General features: G+C 67.6%; 18 protein-coding genes and 1 riboswitch. Of the genes, 14 read left to right on the top strand and 4 right to left on the bottom strand.

The window, feature by feature from the left end; genetic code table 11:
• The first annotated feature begins 131 nt into the window (after window positions 1-131).
• Complete coding sequence (locus ACFCV3_RS33510; RefSeq protein ID WP_376036953.1) at window positions 132-1,541, top strand: MFS transporter; 1,410 nt, start codon at window positions 132-134, stop codon at window positions 1,539-1,541.
• Here ACFCV3_RS33510 and ACFCV3_RS33505 read toward each other — a convergent pair.
• Complete coding sequence (locus tag ACFCV3_RS33505) at window positions 1,528-2,550, bottom strand: GTP pyrophosphokinase family protein (RefSeq protein WP_376036951.1); 1,023 nt, start codon at window positions 2,548-2,550, stop codon at window positions 1,528-1,530. The two genes, ACFCV3_RS33510 and ACFCV3_RS33505, sit on opposite strands and share 14 nt — an antisense overlap.
• A gap of 52 nt (window positions 2,551-2,602) precedes the next feature.
• Here ACFCV3_RS33505 and ACFCV3_RS33500 point away from each other — a divergent pair, with 52 nt between their 5' ends.
• From ACFCV3_RS33500 to ACFCV3_RS33470, 7 genes are all read left to right on the top strand, one after another.
• Window positions 2,603-3,181, top strand: coding sequence for a class I SAM-dependent methyltransferase (locus ACFCV3_RS33500; protein ID WP_376036949.1), 579 nt, complete (start codon window positions 2,603-2,605; stop codon window positions 3,179-3,181).
• A gap of 108 nt (window positions 3,182-3,289) precedes the next feature.
• Window positions 3,290-4,483 (top strand): ATP-binding protein, encoded by a 1,194-nt coding sequence (locus ACFCV3_RS33495; protein ID WP_376036947.1) that lies wholly within the window; start codon window positions 3,290-3,292, stop codon window positions 4,481-4,483.
• 128 nt (window positions 4,484-4,611) lie between these two features.
• On the top strand, window positions 4,612-5,391 hold the full coding sequence (locus tag ACFCV3_RS33490) for a DUF3152 domain-containing protein (protein ID WP_376036944.1): 780 nt from the start codon (window positions 4,612-4,614) through the stop codon (window positions 5,389-5,391).
• 42 nt (window positions 5,392-5,433) lie between these two features.
• Window positions 5,434-6,240, top strand: coding sequence for a hypothetical protein (locus tag ACFCV3_RS33485; protein ID WP_376036943.1), 807 nt, complete (start codon window positions 5,434-5,436; stop codon window positions 6,238-6,240).
• Window positions 6,237-6,899, top strand: coding sequence for an alpha/beta fold hydrolase (locus tag ACFCV3_RS33480; protein ID WP_376036941.1), 663 nt, complete (start codon window positions 6,237-6,239; stop codon window positions 6,897-6,899). Before ACFCV3_RS33485 ends, ACFCV3_RS33480 begins: the two co-directional genes overlap by 4 nt.
• A 21-nt stretch (window positions 6,900-6,920) precedes the next feature.
• A riboswitch (TPP riboswitch) is annotated at window positions 6,921-7,043 on the top strand.
• Window positions 7,031-8,365 (top strand): purine-cytosine permease family protein, encoded by a 1,335-nt coding sequence (locus ACFCV3_RS33475; protein WP_376036939.1) that lies wholly within the window; start codon window positions 7,031-7,033, stop codon window positions 8,363-8,365. Its footprint overlaps the riboswitch before it by 13 nt.
• A 50-nt stretch (window positions 8,366-8,415) precedes the next feature.
• Window positions 8,416-9,087, top strand: coding sequence for a class I SAM-dependent methyltransferase (locus ACFCV3_RS33470; protein WP_376036937.1), 672 nt, complete (start codon window positions 8,416-8,418; stop codon window positions 9,085-9,087).
• Window positions 9,088-9,177: 90 nt separating this feature from the next.
• Here the strand turns inward: ACFCV3_RS33470 and ACFCV3_RS33465 are convergent, their stop codons facing one another.
• Window positions 9,178-9,756: a methylated-DNA--[protein]-cysteine S-methyltransferase gene (locus ACFCV3_RS33465; RefSeq protein ID WP_376036935.1), complete on the bottom strand. Its 579-nt coding sequence runs from the start codon at window positions 9,754-9,756 to the stop codon at window positions 9,178-9,180.
• Entirely contained in the window at window positions 9,753-10,235 is a 483-nt protein-coding gene (locus ACFCV3_RS33460; protein WP_376036933.1) for an RNA polymerase sigma factor, read from the bottom strand. Before ACFCV3_RS33460 ends, ACFCV3_RS33465 begins: the two co-directional genes overlap by 4 nt.
• Before the next feature lie 254 nt (window positions 10,236-10,489).
• Between ACFCV3_RS33460 and ACFCV3_RS33455 the strand changes: the two genes are divergently transcribed.
• The 5 genes from ACFCV3_RS33455 to ACFCV3_RS33435 are packed head-to-tail and all read left to right on the top strand — an operon-like array spanning window position 10,490 to window position 14,894.
• Window positions 10,490-11,044, top strand: a complete 555-nt coding sequence (locus ACFCV3_RS33455; RefSeq protein ID WP_376036931.1) for a flavin reductase family protein — start codon at window positions 10,490-10,492, stop codon at window positions 11,042-11,044.
• A complete protein-coding gene (locus ACFCV3_RS33450; RefSeq protein WP_376036929.1) occupies window positions 11,037-12,080 on the top strand; it encodes an ABC transporter substrate-binding protein in 1,044 nt (347 codons plus the stop codon). The genes ACFCV3_RS33455 and ACFCV3_RS33450 overlap by 8 nt, the downstream gene beginning before the upstream one ends.
• On the top strand, window positions 12,077-12,913 hold the full coding sequence (locus ACFCV3_RS33445; protein WP_376036927.1) for an ABC transporter permease: 837 nt from the start codon (window positions 12,077-12,079) through the stop codon (window positions 12,911-12,913). The genes ACFCV3_RS33450 and ACFCV3_RS33445 overlap by 4 nt, the downstream gene beginning before the upstream one ends.
• Entirely contained in the window at window positions 12,889-13,560 is a 672-nt protein-coding gene (locus tag ACFCV3_RS33440) for an ABC transporter ATP-binding protein (protein ID WP_376036924.1), read from the top strand. The genes ACFCV3_RS33445 and ACFCV3_RS33440 overlap by 25 nt, the downstream gene beginning before the upstream one ends.
• Window positions 13,557-14,894, top strand: a complete 1,338-nt coding sequence (locus tag ACFCV3_RS33435) for an LLM class flavin-dependent oxidoreductase (RefSeq protein ID WP_376036922.1) — start codon at window positions 13,557-13,559, stop codon at window positions 14,892-14,894. The genes ACFCV3_RS33440 and ACFCV3_RS33435 overlap by 4 nt, the downstream gene beginning before the upstream one ends.
• Here the strand turns inward: ACFCV3_RS33435 and ACFCV3_RS33430 are convergent.
• Window positions 14,891-15,136 carry a zinc-binding dehydrogenase gene (locus ACFCV3_RS33430; RefSeq protein WP_376036920.1) on the bottom strand — a complete coding sequence of 82 codons (246 nt, stop codon included), beginning with the start codon at window positions 15,134-15,136 and terminating at the stop codon, window positions 14,891-14,893. The two genes, ACFCV3_RS33435 and ACFCV3_RS33430, sit on opposite strands and share 4 nt — an antisense overlap.
• A gap of 177 nt (window positions 15,137-15,313) precedes the next feature.
• On the opposite strand from ACFCV3_RS33430, the gene ACFCV3_RS33425 reads away from it, so the two are divergent.
• A partial coding sequence (locus ACFCV3_RS33425; RefSeq protein ID WP_376036917.1) for a hypothetical protein occupies window positions 15,314-15,606 on the top strand: 293 nt, incomplete at its 3' end.

Raw genomic sequence — 15,606 nt, 5'->3', positions numbered from 1 at the left:
CACAGACGAAGGCATAGAGGGGTAAAGGGGCACCTGACCAGGCGAATACAGCAAGCGTAGGCGGGCCCTCCGACAGTCCGTCAAACCGTTTTCCCACCCCTTGTCGGCGACCCGGAGTAGATTCGGGAGCAATGGATGAAGGGCTGAGTCGCAGGCGGCGGCTACTGGTATTGGCGATCTGCTGTTCCAGTCTGTTCGTCGTCGGTCTCGACTCGACGATCGTGAATCTGGCGCTGCCCGCGATCCGGGCCGAGCTGGGTGCGTCGGTGACCGAGCTGCAGTGGACGATCGACGCCTACACGCTGGTGCTGGCGAGTCTGCTGATGGTGGCTGGGTCGACGGCGGACCGGGTTGGCCGGCGGCGGACGTTCCAGGCCGGGCTGGTGGTGTTCGGTGTCGGGTCGTTGCTGTGTGGCTTCGCGCCGACGGTCGAGCTGCTGATCGTGTTCCGGATGCTGCAGGCGATCGGTGGCTCGATGCTGAACCCGGTGGCGATGTCGATCATCACCAACACCTTCACCGATCCGCGCGAGCGGGCGCAGGCGATCGGTGTCTGGGGCGGTGTCGTCGGACTCAGCATGGCGGTCGGGCCGGTGGTGGGTGGTGCACTGGTCGACAGCGTCGGGTGGCGGTTCATCTTCTGGATCAACGTGCCGGTGACGCTACTGGCCGTCGTACTGGCTGCACTGTTCGTGCCGGAGTCGCGGTCGCTGGTACCGCGGCGGATCGATCCGGTGGGACAGGTGCTGGTCGTGCTGCTGCTGGGCGGGTTGGTCTACGGGATCATCGAGGGCCGTGAGGCCGGGTGGACCTCACCGCTGATCCTGGGGTGTTTCGGGCTGACGGTGGTCGCTCTGGTGACGCTGGTGCTCTATGAGCAGCGCAGAGAGCAACCGCTGCTGGAGCCACGGTTCTTCCGCAGTGCGCCGTTCTCCGGAGCCACACTGATCGCAGTGGCCGGTTTTGCCGCGCTCTCCGGGTTTCTGTTCCTCAACTCGCTATATCTGCAGTCGGTGCGTGGGTACTCCGCTCTGCATGCCGGGTTGCTGACGCTGCCGATGGCTGCGATGACTGTGGTCTTCGCACCGATCTCTGGCTGGCTGGTCGGGCACCGCGGGCCGCGGCTGCCGCTGGTGGTGGCGGGGACGATGCTGGGCGCATCCGGTCTGATCCTGTCCCGGCTAACTGGTTCTACGACAGTGGTGGTGCTGGCGGTCGGCTATCTGGTCTTCGGGATCGGTTTCGGCATGCTGAACGCACCCATCACGAACGCGGCCGTGTCTGGCATGCCACGTGCACAGGCTGGGGTTGCGGCCGCTGTTGCGTCTACCAGTCGTCAGGTCGGTGCGTCGCTCGGCGTGGCGATCGCAGGCACAGTTCTGTCGGCGCGACTCGTCGGACCGCTGGAGAGCGGGTTCGTCTCGGCCGCTCGCCTGTACTGGTACCTGATCGTCGGCTGCGGCCTGCTGGTGCTCACACTCGGACTGATCACCACAGGTGCCTGGGCCCGCCGTACTGCCGAGGCACTCAGGCTTCCGTGATCCCAGCCCGGCGGAGCGCCTTCAGCCGACCCCGCAGGATGTTCTGCCGCCGCTCCTCGTTCGGGAACAGATCTAGGTACGCCGACCCGCGGGCGGCGAGCAGGTCGTCGTCCAAGCGCCGTACGGTGCCGGCCGGGGCGCGGTGGTTCATCGCGACCTGTACGGCGAGGCTGTCGATGCCGGCGAGTAGATCGGTGAGCTCCTCCTCGGTGGTGACGCCGAGGCGGGCCAGGACGCTCAGGATCCACGCGTAGTGGTTGGTCTTGGCATGCGGCGCGTCCGGGTAGCGACGGGTCAGGTACGTCGTCAGGCTCGACGTGGTGAGGTCCCGCGGCGTCTTCTCGGGCGCAGCGGCCGCCAGCTCACGGTAGAGCCGGTCGATCTCGGTGAACTCGTTGTCGGCCAGCTCCATCAACGCAGCCGCCAGCAGGAACCGCCGGTCGAACTCCGGCTTGCGCTCCGGCGGGATGTCCAGCTTGTACCGGATGTCGTGCTCGAACTCGGCCCACGCGTGCTGAACCGCGGTCCGGACCTGGATCTCCATCGTCAGGTTCTTCAGTACGGCGTACTCCGGCTGCTCGCGCCGATGCGCGTTCAGCCGGACCAGAAAGTGCTTGCTGGCATAGCCGAACACCCCCTGCGCGCGGGTGTGCGCCCCCATGTCGGTGTGCTCGACGACTTCGAACTCCTCCTCGATCACCTCACACACCCGATCCACCGCCTCCACCAGGAACGTGATCACCCGAGCCGCGACCAGGTCGGTGATCTGCCCCAACGGATCGTCGTACTTCGGCCGGTTCGGATCATCCGGATGCGCCTTGGCCGCCTTCACCAGAAACGACTCCGGATCCTTGGCCCGAGCAGTAGCGGTCAGGTAGTTGATGCCCTCTTCCTCACCGATCAGCTCATTGATCAGCGACTCCAGCTTCCGCGCACCCCCGACGTACTGCTGGTGCACCCGCTCATACAACGCCGCGGCCTGCTCAGCCCACTCCACCCGCCCAACCATGCCCGCACCATAGTGGTCCCAGCGCACCACCGGCACCTGCGAAACTCTCCCAATGCCCGACTTCAGCGACTGGATGCCCTACGTCGCCTTCACCACCGGGGCGCCGCCGAGCCCCTTCTACCTGCGGACTGTCGAGCTGGCGGCAGGTCCGGGGACCGCAGTGGACCTCGGATGCGGAGCGGGCAACGAGGTGCTCGACCTACTGCAGCGCGGCTGGCAAGTGCATGCCGTGGACTCCAGCGAGGCAGCCCTGACGGAGGTAGCTCGCCGCACCGACGGACTGTCCGGGCTGACGCTGGAACAGAGTGAGCTCTGGGAGGCTCGACCGCCCGCGGCTGACTATGTACATGCCGGCTTCAGTCTGTTCTTTGCGCCTCCTGAGCGGTTCACCGAGGTGTGGGCCGTCGTGACGCGGGCGGTGCGGCCGGGTGGGATCTTCGCCGGGCAGTTGCTCGGGGAGCGGGACTCCTGGGCGGGGCAGCCGGAGCTGACTGTTCATACCGAGGCTGAGGTGCGGGAGCTGCTGGCTGGGTGGAGCGTGCTTGAGCTGGAGTCGGTGGAGCTGGACGGAAAGGCGATGAGCGGGCCGAAGCACTGGCATCGGTTCGACATCGTGGCTAGGTGCTTCTAGGGGAATCTAGTGTTGAGGGTAGAAAGCTGTAGAGAGTGGTCGCGACACGCTCTGCTTGTTGATTGGTCAATCTACGGAAAACGCTAGACGGCCGCATACAGTGACAGCATGGATCCGATCCGGAATCCCTATGCGCCCGGCGCCGGTCAGCGGCCGCCTGAGCTGGCCGGACGCGACACCGAGGTGCGGCAGTTCGAGGTGGTGCTCGAGCGGGTCGCGGCAGGCAGGCCGGAGCGGAGTCTGGTGCTGAGCGGACTTCGTGGGGTCGGTAAGACGGTGCTGCTCAACACGTTGCGCAGTCAGGCCATCAAGCGGGCCTGGGGTACGGGGAAGATCGAGGCTCGGCCGGATCAGAGCATCCGGCTGCCTGTGGCGCAGGCGCTGCACACGGCGATGCGGGAGCTGGGGCACCGGCACCGGGACGACGAGCGGGTCGACCAGTTCAGCGCCGTACTGAAGGCTTTCGCGCTGCGGACCGACGTGCACGACCGCAAGGGCATCCGCTGGCACCCGCCGGTGGATGTGGCGGCGGCGAAGGGCCGGGCGGACTCCGGTGACCTGGAGATGGACCTGATCGAGCTGTTCACCGATGCGGCCGATCTGGCCGGCGACCTGTCTGTCGGGGTCGGGCTGTTCATCGACGAGATGCAGGACATCAGTGCCGACGACCTGTCCGCGCTGTGCGCCGCCTGCCACGAGATCTCCCAGCAGAGCGCACCCATGGTCGTGGTCGGCGCCGGCCTGCCGCACCTGCCCGCCGTACTGTCCGCCAGCAAGTCCTACTCCGAGCGACTCTTCCGCTACGTCCGCGTCGACCGTCTCGCCCGCGAAGCCTGCGACCGTGCCCTGATGATCCCCGCCGAGAGCGAAGGCGTGGAGTACGACGCCGAGGCCCTGGACGAGCTCTACGCCCAGACCGACGGCTACCCGTACTTCGTCCAGGCCTTCGCCCACGCCACCTGGGACCACGCCCCCACCTCACCCATCACCATCAAAGACGTAGCCGTCGCCGCCCCCGAAGCCTCCGCCGAACTCACCGTCGGCTTCTTCGGCTCCCGCTACGAACGCGCCACCCCCGCCGAACGCGAGTACATGCGCGCCATGGCAGAGCTGGGCATAGCCGCCGACGACGGCTCGGTCCCCACCGCCGAAGTAGCCACCACCCTCAACCGCAAACCCCAGTCCCTCTCCCCAGCCCGGGACGGCCTCATCAAAAAAGGCCTCGTCTTCTCCGCCGAACGAGGCACCGTAGCCTTCACCGTCCCCCACTTCGGCAAGTTCCTCCGCACCCGCACCGCCTGACTCTCCAGGCTGCCCTTTTGTGCAGAGGGTGGGAGTCTGTAGGGTGAATCGGCATGACCACCCGGCGGACTGGCCAGCGTGCTGGGATGTCTGCGCGTGGGCGGCACAGCCGGCGGAAGTCTCATCGGATGCAGTGGTTCTCGGTGACGGCGTTGGCGGTGCTGGGGACTGTGATGGTGGTGCATCCGGATGTGACCGGGCGGCGGAGTCTGGCTGCTGAGGTTGTTGCCGGGGCAGAGACTCCGGTTGCGCAGGAGCCGGTGGTGGTTGTGCCGACTCCGGTGGTGGTGACCACTCCTACTCCGTCGGTGCATCTGACGACGCCGTTGCGGCCGGCACCTACGTTGACTCGGCAGCCGAAGGGCGCCAAGCCGAATGTGACGGTGTCGAGTGGGAAGCTGAGTGTCGTGCCGGGGTCGGACAAGGCCAGCGGGGTGCGGGACAAGCTGACGTACCGGGTGGAGATCGAGCAGGGGTTGTCGGTGAACCCGGTTGCGGTGGCGGCGAGTATTCACAAGACGCTGACAGATCCGCGCGGGTGGCAGGCGGTGCATCCGGTGAGCTTCGAGCGGACCGACGCCGCCGACGTGGATCTGCGGATCATCGTGGCGACGCCGACGCTGACCGACAAGCTGTGTCTGCCGCTCGACACCGGTGGTGAGGTGTCGTGCCGGGTCGAGGACCGGGTCGTGCTGAACGCCAAACGGTGGATGTACGCAGTTCCGGCGTACGGCGGGGATGTCGCGCTCTACCGCAACTACCTGGTCAACCACGAGGTCGGGCACGCGCTCGGGCACGGGCACTCGACCTGTGCGCAGCCGAAGTCACCGGCGCCGGTGATGATGCAGCAGACCAAGGGACTCGGTGGCTGCCGGCCGAACGCGTGGCCGACGATCAAGGCCACCTGACCACGTCCCGTGAGAAGCTGAGTCCCCAGGGAGGGAGCAGCGATGTCGTCACAGGACTTCCCGACGTACGGACGTGAGCCGGAGAGCGAGCAGCCGGCCGAGGAGCAGCACTTCGCTCCGCCCACCCCGTACGGCGGTGGCACGTACGCCGGCGGTGGTCAGCCACTGCCGCCCGTTCCCTATGCGCCTGCGCAGCCCTACGGTTCCCAACCGGGTCAGTACGGCGGTCCGCCCACCGACCCCACGCAGCCCCCGAGCTACCGACCAGGGCACCCGTACGGCGCTCCGGTGGATCCGCATCCCGAGGCGTTCCCGACGTACGGGCGTAAGGAGCCGTTCGAGGGCCGTGATCCGCGGGCGGCCAAGGTGCTGCTGCTGGCCACGCTGATCGCGGCGATCTACGGGCTGATGGTGGTGTCGGTCCAGCGGGTCTCGATCCGGGAGATCACCCAGGCACCGGGGTCACCGCTGAACCACCCGCTGCGGACCGACGTGATTGACGCGCTCGGCCAGCTCCTGATCCTTCTGGTCGGCGCTGCGGCGATCGTGCTGTGGGCGAGAGACGTGCTGGCTCGCCGCAAGGCCGCCCGCCAGCCGGAGGCTATCGAGATCGTCGGCGGTGTGCTGGTCGTCGCCTCGCTGGTCCCCCTGTTCATTTGGGTGGGGATGGTGCTGTCGACCGGCCTCGGAGCTGTCGACGCCACGCTGGAGCGGCTGCCGACGGCGTACGCGTGGGGTGGGTTCGGTCTGCTCATCCTCGCGGCCGGGCTGTTCCTCGGCTACCGCGAGCTCAAGCCGGACCTCGACACCGTGGTTCGGGCCGCACCCGGCCGACCGCCCTGGGAGTGAGCGCACCCGTAGTCCTGGTCCCGGGCCTCGGCCTCGGGCCGGAGTCGTACGCACCGACAGTCGAGCACCTCTCGATGCCGTACCGAGTCGTCACACTTCCCGGATACGGCGAACCTGCTGACCACCGCGATGACCTGCACCCGGAGGCCCTCGCCGCACGCCTGGAGCAGAAGGTCCGGGAGCGCTCGGTCCTCGTCGGGCACTCGGCCGGCGCTCAGATCGTGGTGGAGCTGGCGGCCGCCCACCCAGAGCTGGTGCACGCGCTGGTCCTGATCGCGCCGAGCGGTGACGTGAAGTCCGCGAGCTGGCTCGACCTGGGGATGCGATGGCTGGAATCGGCAGCACCGGAGTCCCCGCGGCTGATCCCGGTCCTGGCACCGCAATACGCCCGTACGACGTTCTCTACGATCGCCCGAGCGGCTGCCGCCTGCCGCCGGCACGACCTGGCCGGTGTGATCACCAGAGTCCAGGCGCCGGTCGTGATCATCCGCTGCCGCCATGACCATCTGTCATCAGCCGACTGGGCCGACCGCCTCGCCGGGCTGAGCCACGGTGAGTCACGGACGCTGTCCACCGGGTCACACATGCCGGTGCTGACCAACGGCCCGGAGGTGGCCGCGCTCATCCATCGAGCAGCCGCCGAGCGGCCCACCGATTGAAGCGTTATCGTTGACGCGGTAGCAAACCTCTGCGGGAGCTCGCACCGACATGCGGGCTGAGAGGGCGACTAGACCATCCGGGTCGCCGACCGCCTGAACCTGACCGGGTAATGCCGGCGTAGGGATAAGCGATGACAGACACTGCAATTCGTCCTGCCAACAACGAAGCTCCGCTCGTCCTCACCACGGATGCGCCCAGGACGCTCGGGTTCTTCGACCAGTTCACGCTGTGGGGCAACCTCGGCATCTCGTTGTTCGGCCCGGTGACCGGTGCGCTGGTCGCGGCGTACACGGGGTCGTTGTGGCAAGGCCTGCTCGCGGTGGTCGTCGGCTGCGGGATCGGCGCGCTCGTCCTCGGTGGCGCGGCCGTCTTCGGCTCGCATACCGGTGCGCCGGCCATGGCCTGTCTGCGCGGCATCTTCGGCCGCCGCGGGTCGATGGCGCCGACCGTGCTGAACATCGCGCAGAACATCGGTTGGGCGACGATGGAGATCATCGTGATCTCGCAGGCCGCGGTCGCGGTGACGAGTGAGCGCTGGCGCTGGTTGTTCGTCGTACTGGCCGGCATCATCGCCACCACGATGGCCGTCCGGCCGCTGGGCAGCGTGAAGGTCCTGCGGAAGTTCATGGTCTGGCTGGTATTGATTGCCTCGGTCTACCTTTTCGTCCAGGTGCTCAGCAAGCCGGTGCAGGCGCTGCCGCAGGACGGCGTGTTCGGCTTCTGGCCCGGTGTCGATCTGGCTGCCGCGGGTGTCGTCTCCTTCGCGCCGCTGGCCGCGGACTACACCCGGCACTCACGCAGCAACAAGGCCGCCTTCGCCGGTTCGTCGCTCGGCTACGGCCTGGCCGCGATCCTGTACTACGCCTTGGGCGTGTTCGCGGTCGCGACTCTGCAGACCGACAGCGAAGGCGTGATCACCGCGCTCGTCACCCTGCCGGCCGGTGCGATCGCGTTGTTCGTGCTGCTGGTGGACGAGGTCGACGAGGCCTACGCGAACGTCTACTCGACCACGATGGCTGCCCACAACCTGATCGGTCACGTCGATCGGCGCTGGATCTCGATCGGGATCGGCGTCCTCGCGACCGGCCTCGCGCTGATGGTTGACCTGGGCAACTACACCCAGTTCCTCTACCTGATCGGCTCCGTCTTCATCCCGCTGTTCGCGGTCGCGATCGCCGACTTCTTCCTGGTGAGCAAGATGAACTGGGACGTGTCCAGTACGGCGAAGTTCCGCTGGCAGCCCGCGGTCGCGTGGCTGATCGGCTTCGTCGCCTACCAGCTCGTCAACCCGGGCACGGTCGCCGGCTGGTCGGATTTCTGGGTCGATGTCCAGGGCAAGCTCTTCGGCGGAAACGCGGTACCGGGGTGGCTCGGCGCGACGTACACCAGCATCATCGTCTCGATGGTCGCCGCCGTGGTTCTCGGCCGCATCGGGCGTAAGGAAACGGTCGCGGCCGGATCGTGACCCGCGGACCGGTGGACAACTGACCGGCGGCACGCGGGATACTTGCGCCCATGCTCAACTCCGCACTGCGTAGCCGGGCCGAATACGCCGAACTCGGCGTCGACGGTCTGGCCGCGCGGACTTCGCCCGAGCGGGACGCAGACATCGTCAAGGCCGTCGAGGAACTACTGGACGGCCGGGACTCGGTTCTCGATCTGTGCTGTGGCTACGGCCGGATCTCGCTCCCGCTGCGGCGGGCCGGGAAGACCGTGCGCGCCCTCGACATCTCACCGAACCTGGTCGAGGCCGGCCGCGCCCGGGCCGCGGAGGAGGAGCTGGCGATCGACTGGGCGATCGGTTCGATGACCGATCTGCCGTACGCATGGGATTCCTTCGACGCGGTGATCTGCCTGTGGACCGCGTTCCACGAACTGTTCGCCGAGGACGAGCAGATCTCCACGATCTGCGAGATCTCCCGGGTGCTGAAGCCGGGCGGGATCGCGATCATCGAGGGTCCGTCCTGGGGACCGGCCACGGCCGGCGAGATCGCGCTGGGGATGCGGCAGGGACCGGAACACCGGATCGTCACCACCGAGCACGCCGACGGGCTGAGCAGCGTGCACTACATCCACGACGAAATCAGCTACGGCCGCCTCTGCACCGCCGCGGGGATCGACAACTACAAGGTCTACAAGCGTGAGTGGGGCGGCCGCCGCCGGTTGATCCTCGAGATCCACGCCTGAAACGCCGGACCCCGAAAGAATAGGAGCAGATCCCCACTCCACATTGGGGACCTGCTCCTGATTGGTTCAACTGTAAAGACATTCCCGTGGCTACGGGGAAATGATTCTTTTCTTTTCAAGGTTCAACAGATAGCGCTTGGCCTCGAGGCCGCCCGCGTACCCGGTGAGCGCGCCGCTCGCCCCGATCACCCGGTGGCACGGCAGCAGGACACACACGGGATTCGCGCCGAGCGCCGTACCGACGGCTCGCGCTGCCTTGGGCCGGTCGATCTCCCCGGCGAGCTGTCCGTAAGTCTTGGTGTGCCCGTAGCTGGTGTGGTCGCGAAGGTCGGCGAGAACCAATTGCTGGAACGGCGTCGCCAGCGCGAGATCGACCTCGACGGTGAATTCCTGGCGTTTCCCGGTGAGGTATTCGTCCAGTTCCCGCCGTACGTCGTCCAGTGCCCGCGGCTGGCGGAGTACTCGGGGTGACACGGCGCGGGCGAGCCGCTCGGTCATCGTCTGCTCGTCGCCGAACGAGCTCGCGACCACCCGGCCGTGCGCGACCGCCAGCAGCAGCGTGCCGATCGGGGTGTCGTGCAGGGTGTAGGCGACGTCGGCGTCCGGCAGGACAGGTGGCTTGAGGTCGGATGTGCTGAACCGGGTGAGCCGGTCCTCCAGTGAGTTCATGAGTCAACTCCGAGGGTACGGCGCAGGCTCGCGAGAGCGTCGCTGACGAGTCGGCGCGAGGCTGCGGGGGTGGTGTCCAGGGCGGCGGCCACACCGTGGTGGTCCAGGTCGCCGACGTACTTGAGCGTGATCGCGTACCGCTGCCGCTCGGGCAGCTCGTTGACCGCCTGCCACAGGTCGGGATCCGGCCAGTCGGCGGCGTCCGGGCCGTCGACCGCGATCGGCGGTGCGTCGTCGAGCGGCCGTTGCGGCCGGCGCGCCCGGTGGACGTCGGTCGCGCACCGGGCCGTGATGGTGAGCAGCCAGCTGCGCAGGTTCTTCGCCGAGGTCAGCCCCGGATAGGCGGCGAACGCCTTCTCCCACGCGCGTTGCGCCACGTCGTCGCCGTCCACGGGCCCGGCCAGCGCGCGGGCCAGGCGGGCCACGTCCCGCCAGTGCGCGTCGACGAGCGCCTGGAACGGCGGGAGTCCGACAGTCACCATGCCCATTAAACGCAGCAGCGTCCCGGAGTGTGAGGGCGACCCGATTTCGGACGGCCGTCCCGGATGGCGAGATTGTCGAGTTCTTCAGTAGACATTGATGCGAAGATTGCTGACATGACGACGACCTTGCTCACCCGCCGTCGCGTCATCGACCTGCTGCGGACGGCGAGCGCCACCTGTCGGTGACCCCCGGTTCTGCCTGCGCCATCACCCCGATCTCTTCTGCGTGCCCCCTTGTTCGAGGGAGACCCATGTCTGTCCCTGCTGTGCACCGCCCTGCCCTCTCGCTGGTTCCGGACCGTTCCGAGGAGCGAGTCGTCGACGCCGACGTCTACCGGAACGTCTTCCGTCGCCACGCCGCCGGCGTCGTGGTGATCACCGCCGACGCCGGGCACGGCCCGGTCGGTTTCACCGCCACCTCACTGGTCTCGGTGAGCCTGCTGCCGCCGCTGGTCTCGTTCGCGATCGACACCAAGGCGTCCAGCTGGCCGACCGTCAGTCGCGCCGAGTCCCTCGCGATCAACTTCCTGTCCGACGACCAGCAGGCCATCGCCGGCCGCTTCGCCACCAGCGGTATCGACCGCTTCGCGGCGCCGACCCGCTGGTCCCGCCTGCACACCGGGGAGCCCGTGCTCGACGAAGCGCCGAGCGTCCTGCGTGCGCACGTCGAACACCGCTTCGCCGTCGGCGACCACTACCTGGTCGTCGCCCGCCTGATCACCCATACCGAACGCCGTGAGCACGAGCCGCTGCTCTACCACGACGGCCGTTACGCCACCGCCACCCCGAGGGTTCACCATGTCTAAGTCTCTGAAGTACTTCGCTCTGGCCGCGCTGCTCGTGGTGAGTGGCTGCGGCGGCGCGGCGCAGGCGGGCGGTGGCGCGAAACTCGCGCTGGACGCACCGCTGCCGACGACCGTCCCGGACGGCGCGAAGATCGTCGTCGGCGATCCGGCCACCCAGGTCGCGTTCAAACTGTCGGGTCAGCTCGACAAGGTGTCCAAGTACGTCGAGTTCGCCAACCTGAGCGGCGGTCCGCAGACCACCGAGGCGTTCCGGGCGCACGCCCTCGACCTCGGATCGGTGGCGGAGATCCCGGCGATCCACGCGACCTGGACCGGGCTGAAGGTGAAGATCGTCGCCTCGAAGTTCCGCCAGGACGCGATCAACCACCCGATCTACGAGCTCGGCATCGCACCAGGGGTGAACGTGAAGACGCTCGCCGACCTGCGCGGCAAGTCGATCGCGTTCAGTCCGGGGCAGGCGCAGGGCGCGCTGATCCTCAAGGTGCTGAAGAAAGCAGGCCTCACCAAGGACGACGTGAAGCTGATCGAGTTGCCGAGCACGGGTGACGTCTATGTGAATGCCCTTGCAGGTAAGCAAGTTGACGTTGCGCCGATCGGCGGCGTACAGATCAAGCGGTATCAGACCAAGTACGGCAAGGACGGCGCGACGACTCTCCAGCACGGGATCCGGGACGATGCCGGGCATCTCTACGGGCCGACCGAGTCACTGGAAGATCCCGCCAAGGCGGCCGCGATTCGCGCGTACGTCGCCGCGTGGGGTGTTGCGCAGGACTGGATCGACAAGCATCCGAAGGAATGGATCGCCGGGTACTACGTGAAGGACCAGGGGCTCACCGAGGCCGACGGTCAGTGGCTGGTCGACAACGCCGGGCGCCCGGAGATCACGGCCGACTGGAGCGAGGCGATCACCCGGAACCAGGAGACGATCGAGCTGCTGGCCGCGGAGACCAAGAACCCGGTGATCCAGGCCAAGGACCTCTACGACCTGCGGTTCCAGGCCGTCGCGGCCGATGCGATCAAGGCGGTGGGCAAATGACCGTCACGACACTGCCCGGGCTGCGGACCGTCACCCGGACCGCTCCCGTCGTACGGCGGCGCCGGCTCGGACCGGGGAAGCCGATCAGGTTCGGGGCCGCGATCGGACCGGTTCTGCTGCTCGCCGTGTGGAGCGTCGGCTCGGCCACCGGCTGGATCGACCAGCGCGTGCTGTCGGCGCCGTGGACGGTCGTCACGACCGCCGGTGAACTGATCGCCGACGGCCGCCTGCAGTCGAACCTGTGGACGTCGTCGCAGCGCGCCCTGGTCGGACTCGGTCTCGGGATCGTGCTCGGCGTCGTCCTCGCGCTGATCTCCGGACTGTCCCGGCTCGGCGAGGCGATTCTCGACGGACCGATCCAGATCAAGCGCGCGATCCCGTCACTCGCCCTGCTCCCGCTACTGATTCTGTGGCTGGGGATCGGGGAGTCGATGAAGGTCGTGACGATCCTGCTCGGCGTCTTCGTACCGATCTACATCCACACCCACAACGGCCTCCGCACCATCGACAGCCGGTACGTCGAACTCGCGCAGACCGTCGGGTTGTCACAGCGCGAGTTCATCCGCCGCGTCGTCCTGCCGGGTGCGTTGCCAGGGTTCCTACTCGGTCTGCGGTTCGCCGTGACCGGCGCGTGGCTGTCACTGGTGGTGGTCGAGCAGATCAACGCCACCAGCGGTATCGGCTACATGATGGAGCTGGCCCGCACCTACGGGCAGACCGACATCATCATCGTCGGCCTGGTCCTGTACGGCGTACTCGGGCTGCTCTCCGACGGCGTTGTCCGCTTGATTCAGAGGAGGGCACTGACATGGCGCCGTACGCTGGCATCGTAACTCGCGATCTGGTTCGCCGGTACGACGGCCGAGCCGTACTGGATGGTGTCGATCTCGAGATCGCGGCCGGTGAGTTCGTTGCCCTGCTGGGCCGAAGCGGCTCCGGCAAGAGCACTCTGTTGCGCGCACTCGCCGGATTGGACCCGGAGGTCGCCGGGTCGGGAGAGCTGGTGGTGCCCGAGAACGTGTCGGTCGTTTTCCAGGATTCGCGATTGTTGCCCTGGGCCACGGTATTGGAGAACGTCGTCCTCGGACTGCGCGGCGCCGAGGAGCGGGGCCGGCAGAGTCTGGCCGAAGTGGGTCTGGCCGGTCGGGAGAAGGCGTGGCCGAACGAGTTGTCGGGTGGGGAGCAGCAGCGGGTTGCGCTCGCACGGTCGCTGGTGCGGGAGCCCGAACTGTTGCTGGCCGATGAACCGTTCGGTGCGCTCGATGCGCTGACGCGGTTGAAGATGCACGCCCTGCTGCGCACCTTGTGCGAGGTGCACCGGCCCGCCGTCCTGCTCGTGACCCATGACGTCGACGAGGCGGTCGCTCTGGCCGATCGGATTCTCGTGCTCGAGGACGGGCGGCTGATTGCCGAAGAAGTGGTGGATGAGCCGGCCGCCGTACGGGCTCGGCTTCTTGATGCGTTGGGGGTTTCGTTGTGAGTCAGCAGTTGCATCTGAACGCGTTCCTGATGAGTACCGGGCATCATGAGGCGTCGTGGCGGTTGCCGGAGAGCAATCCGTTCGCGAACACGACGATCGAGCACTACCTGGAGCTGGCGCGGATCGCCGAGCGTGGATTGTTCGACTCGGTGTTCTTCGCGGATTCGCCGGCGTTGTTCGGCGAGGTCGGCCGGCGTCCGGCGGGTTCGCTGGAACCGACCGTGCTGCTGACGGCGATCGCCGCGGTCACGTCGCGGATCGGGCTGATCGCTACCGCGTCGACGACGTACAACGATCCGTTCAACCTGGCGCGGCGGTTCGCCAGTGTCGATCACGTCAGCCATGGGCGGGCCGGCTGGAACGTCGTGACCACGGCGGGTCCGGACGCGGCGAAGAACTTCAACCTGGCCGATCAGCCTGCCCATGCGGAGCGGTACGACCGGGCGGCGGAGTTCCTCGAGGTCGCGTACAAGCTGTGGGACTCGTGGCAGGACGACGCCGCGATCGCCGACAAGGAGGCCGGCGTCTGGGCGGTCAACGACCGCGTCGTACCGATCGATCATGTCGGCCGGCACTTCCAGGTCCGCGGCCCGTTGAACCTGCCGCGGTCACCGCAGGGACACCCGCTGATCGTGCAGGCCGGGTCGTCGGAGGACGGCAAGGGACTGGCAGCGCGGTACGCCGAGGCCGTGTTCACCGCCCAGCAGACGTTGGCGGACGCGCAGGACTTCTACCGCGATCTGAAGGCCCGTACGGCGGCTTTGGGGCGGGATCCGGAGACGATCAAGATCCTGCCCGGGATCGTCCCGGTGATCGGGTCGACCGTGGAGGAGGCGTCCCGATTGGAGCGGCAGCTCGATGAGCTGATCCAGCCTGAGTACGCGCGGGCACAGCTGGCCAAGACGCTGCGGATCGCTCCGGAAGCCCTGCCGCTCGACCAGCAGTTGCCGGACGAGCTGCCGGACGAGGACGAGATCGAGGGCGCGAAGAGCCGCTACACACTGATCGTCACGCTGGCCCGCCGCGAGAAACTGACCGTCCGCGAGTTGATCGGCCGCCTGGGCGGCGGTCGCGGCCACCGCACCTTCACCGGTACGCCGGACCAGGTGGCGGACGCGATCGAGCAGTGGTTCGCGGCAGGAGCGGCCGACGGCTTCAACATCATGCCGCCGGTGCTCCCCTCCGGACTGAAGGTCTTCGTGGACGAGGTCATCCCGATCCTGCAGAGCCGCGGCCTCTTCCGCACCGAATACACCGGCACGACCCTCCGCGACCACTACGGCCTCGCCCGTCCCGCCGGCCGCTCCACGCAGTTGCAGGAGGCAACCGGCTAAACCGTCACCACCAACTTCCCGACCGCCCCGCCGTCGGCCATGATCCGGTGCGCCTCGCCAATCTCGTCCATCGTGAAGACCCGGTCGATCCGGATCGGCAGTTTGCCGGCGGCCACCAGATCGACGTACCGCTGGAACGCCTCCGCGGGGAGGTCGTTGCTCGTTCGGAAGGTAGTCCATCGGGTAGAAGTCCGGGATCGTCCAGTTGTCGCTGAGCATTCCGGTGAAACACGCGGTGCCATGCACGGCGACAGCTTTCAGCGTGTCCGGAAGAACATTTGTGCCAACCAGTTCGAGAGCCGCATGGACGCCGTCCGGCTGGATTTCCCGCACCTTTGCCGCGACGTTGCCATCGTCAACGATCGGATGGTCGACCCCATGTTGTTTCAGCACGCCAACGCGGTCCGGATTTGCGAGTCGTGGAGAACACCGTCACCCCGTGTTCCTTCGCAACCGCAGCCGCGGCCACCCCCACCAGTCACTCGCCACCGCCGACGCCAACCACCCACCGCGGCCACCACCCACCGCGGCAACCACTCATCGCGGTCACCACCCACCGCGGCAACTACCCGCCGCAGCAACCACCGGCTGCGGCCACCACGCACCGGGGCAACCATCCACCGCAGCAACCACCCACCGCGGCAGCCACCGGCTGCGGCAACTACCCGCCGCAGCAACCACCGGCTGCGGCCACCACGCACCGGGGCAACCA

Source organism: Kribbella sp. NPDC056345 (genome assembly GCF_042262745.1).
Lineage (GTDB): Bacteria > Actinomycetota > Actinomycetes > Propionibacteriales > Kribbellaceae > Kribbella.
This window is presented reverse-complemented; position numbering and strand designations above follow the sequence as displayed.

What these genes read in the sequence shown, in the direction of transcription:
- ACFCV3_RS33495 (WP_376036947.1), top strand. Translation starts at nt 3,290, where the DNA reads ATGGATCCGATCCGGAATCCCTATGCGCCCGGCGCCGGTCAGCGGCCG.
- ACFCV3_RS33450 (WP_376036929.1), top strand. Translation starts at nt 11,037, where the DNA reads ATGTCTAAGTCTCTGAAGTACTTCGCTCTGGCCGCGCTGCTCGTGGTG.
- ACFCV3_RS33465 (WP_376036935.1), bottom strand. Translation starts at nt 9,756, where the DNA reads ATGAACTCACTGGAGGACCGGCTCACCCGGTTCAGCACATCCGACCTC.
- ACFCV3_RS33505 (WP_376036951.1), bottom strand. Translation starts at nt 2,550, where the DNA reads ATGGTTGGGCGGGTGGAGTGGGCTGAGCAGGCCGCGGCGTTGTATGAG.
- ACFCV3_RS33445 (WP_376036927.1), top strand. Translation starts at nt 12,077, where the DNA reads ATGACCGTCACGACACTGCCCGGGCTGCGGACCGTCACCCGGACCGCT.
- ACFCV3_RS33430 (WP_376036920.1), bottom strand. Translation starts at nt 15,136, where the DNA reads ATGGCACCGCGTGTTTCACCGGAATGCTCAGCGACAACTGGACGATCC.
- ACFCV3_RS33490 (WP_376036944.1), top strand. Translation starts at nt 4,612, where the DNA reads ATGCAGTGGTTCTCGGTGACGGCGTTGGCGGTGCTGGGGACTGTGATG.
- ACFCV3_RS33500 (WP_376036949.1), top strand. Translation starts at nt 2,603, where the DNA reads ATGCCCGACTTCAGCGACTGGATGCCCTACGTCGCCTTCACCACCGGG.
- ACFCV3_RS33455 (WP_376036931.1), top strand. Translation starts at nt 10,490, where the DNA reads ATGTCTGTCCCTGCTGTGCACCGCCCTGCCCTCTCGCTGGTTCCGGAC.
- ACFCV3_RS33440 (WP_376036924.1), top strand. Translation starts at nt 12,889, where the DNA reads ATGGCGCCGTACGCTGGCATCGTAACTCGCGATCTGGTTCGCCGGTAC.
- ACFCV3_RS33475 (WP_376036939.1), top strand. Translation starts at nt 7,031, where the DNA reads ATGACAGACACTGCAATTCGTCCTGCCAACAACGAAGCTCCGCTCGTC.
- ACFCV3_RS33485 (WP_376036943.1), top strand. Translation starts at nt 5,434, where the DNA reads ATGTCGTCACAGGACTTCCCGACGTACGGACGTGAGCCGGAGAGCGAG.
- ACFCV3_RS33510 (WP_376036953.1), top strand. Translation starts at nt 132, where the DNA reads ATGGATGAAGGGCTGAGTCGCAGGCGGCGGCTACTGGTATTGGCGATC.
- ACFCV3_RS33470 (WP_376036937.1), top strand. Translation starts at nt 8,416, where the DNA reads ATGCTCAACTCCGCACTGCGTAGCCGGGCCGAATACGCCGAACTCGGC.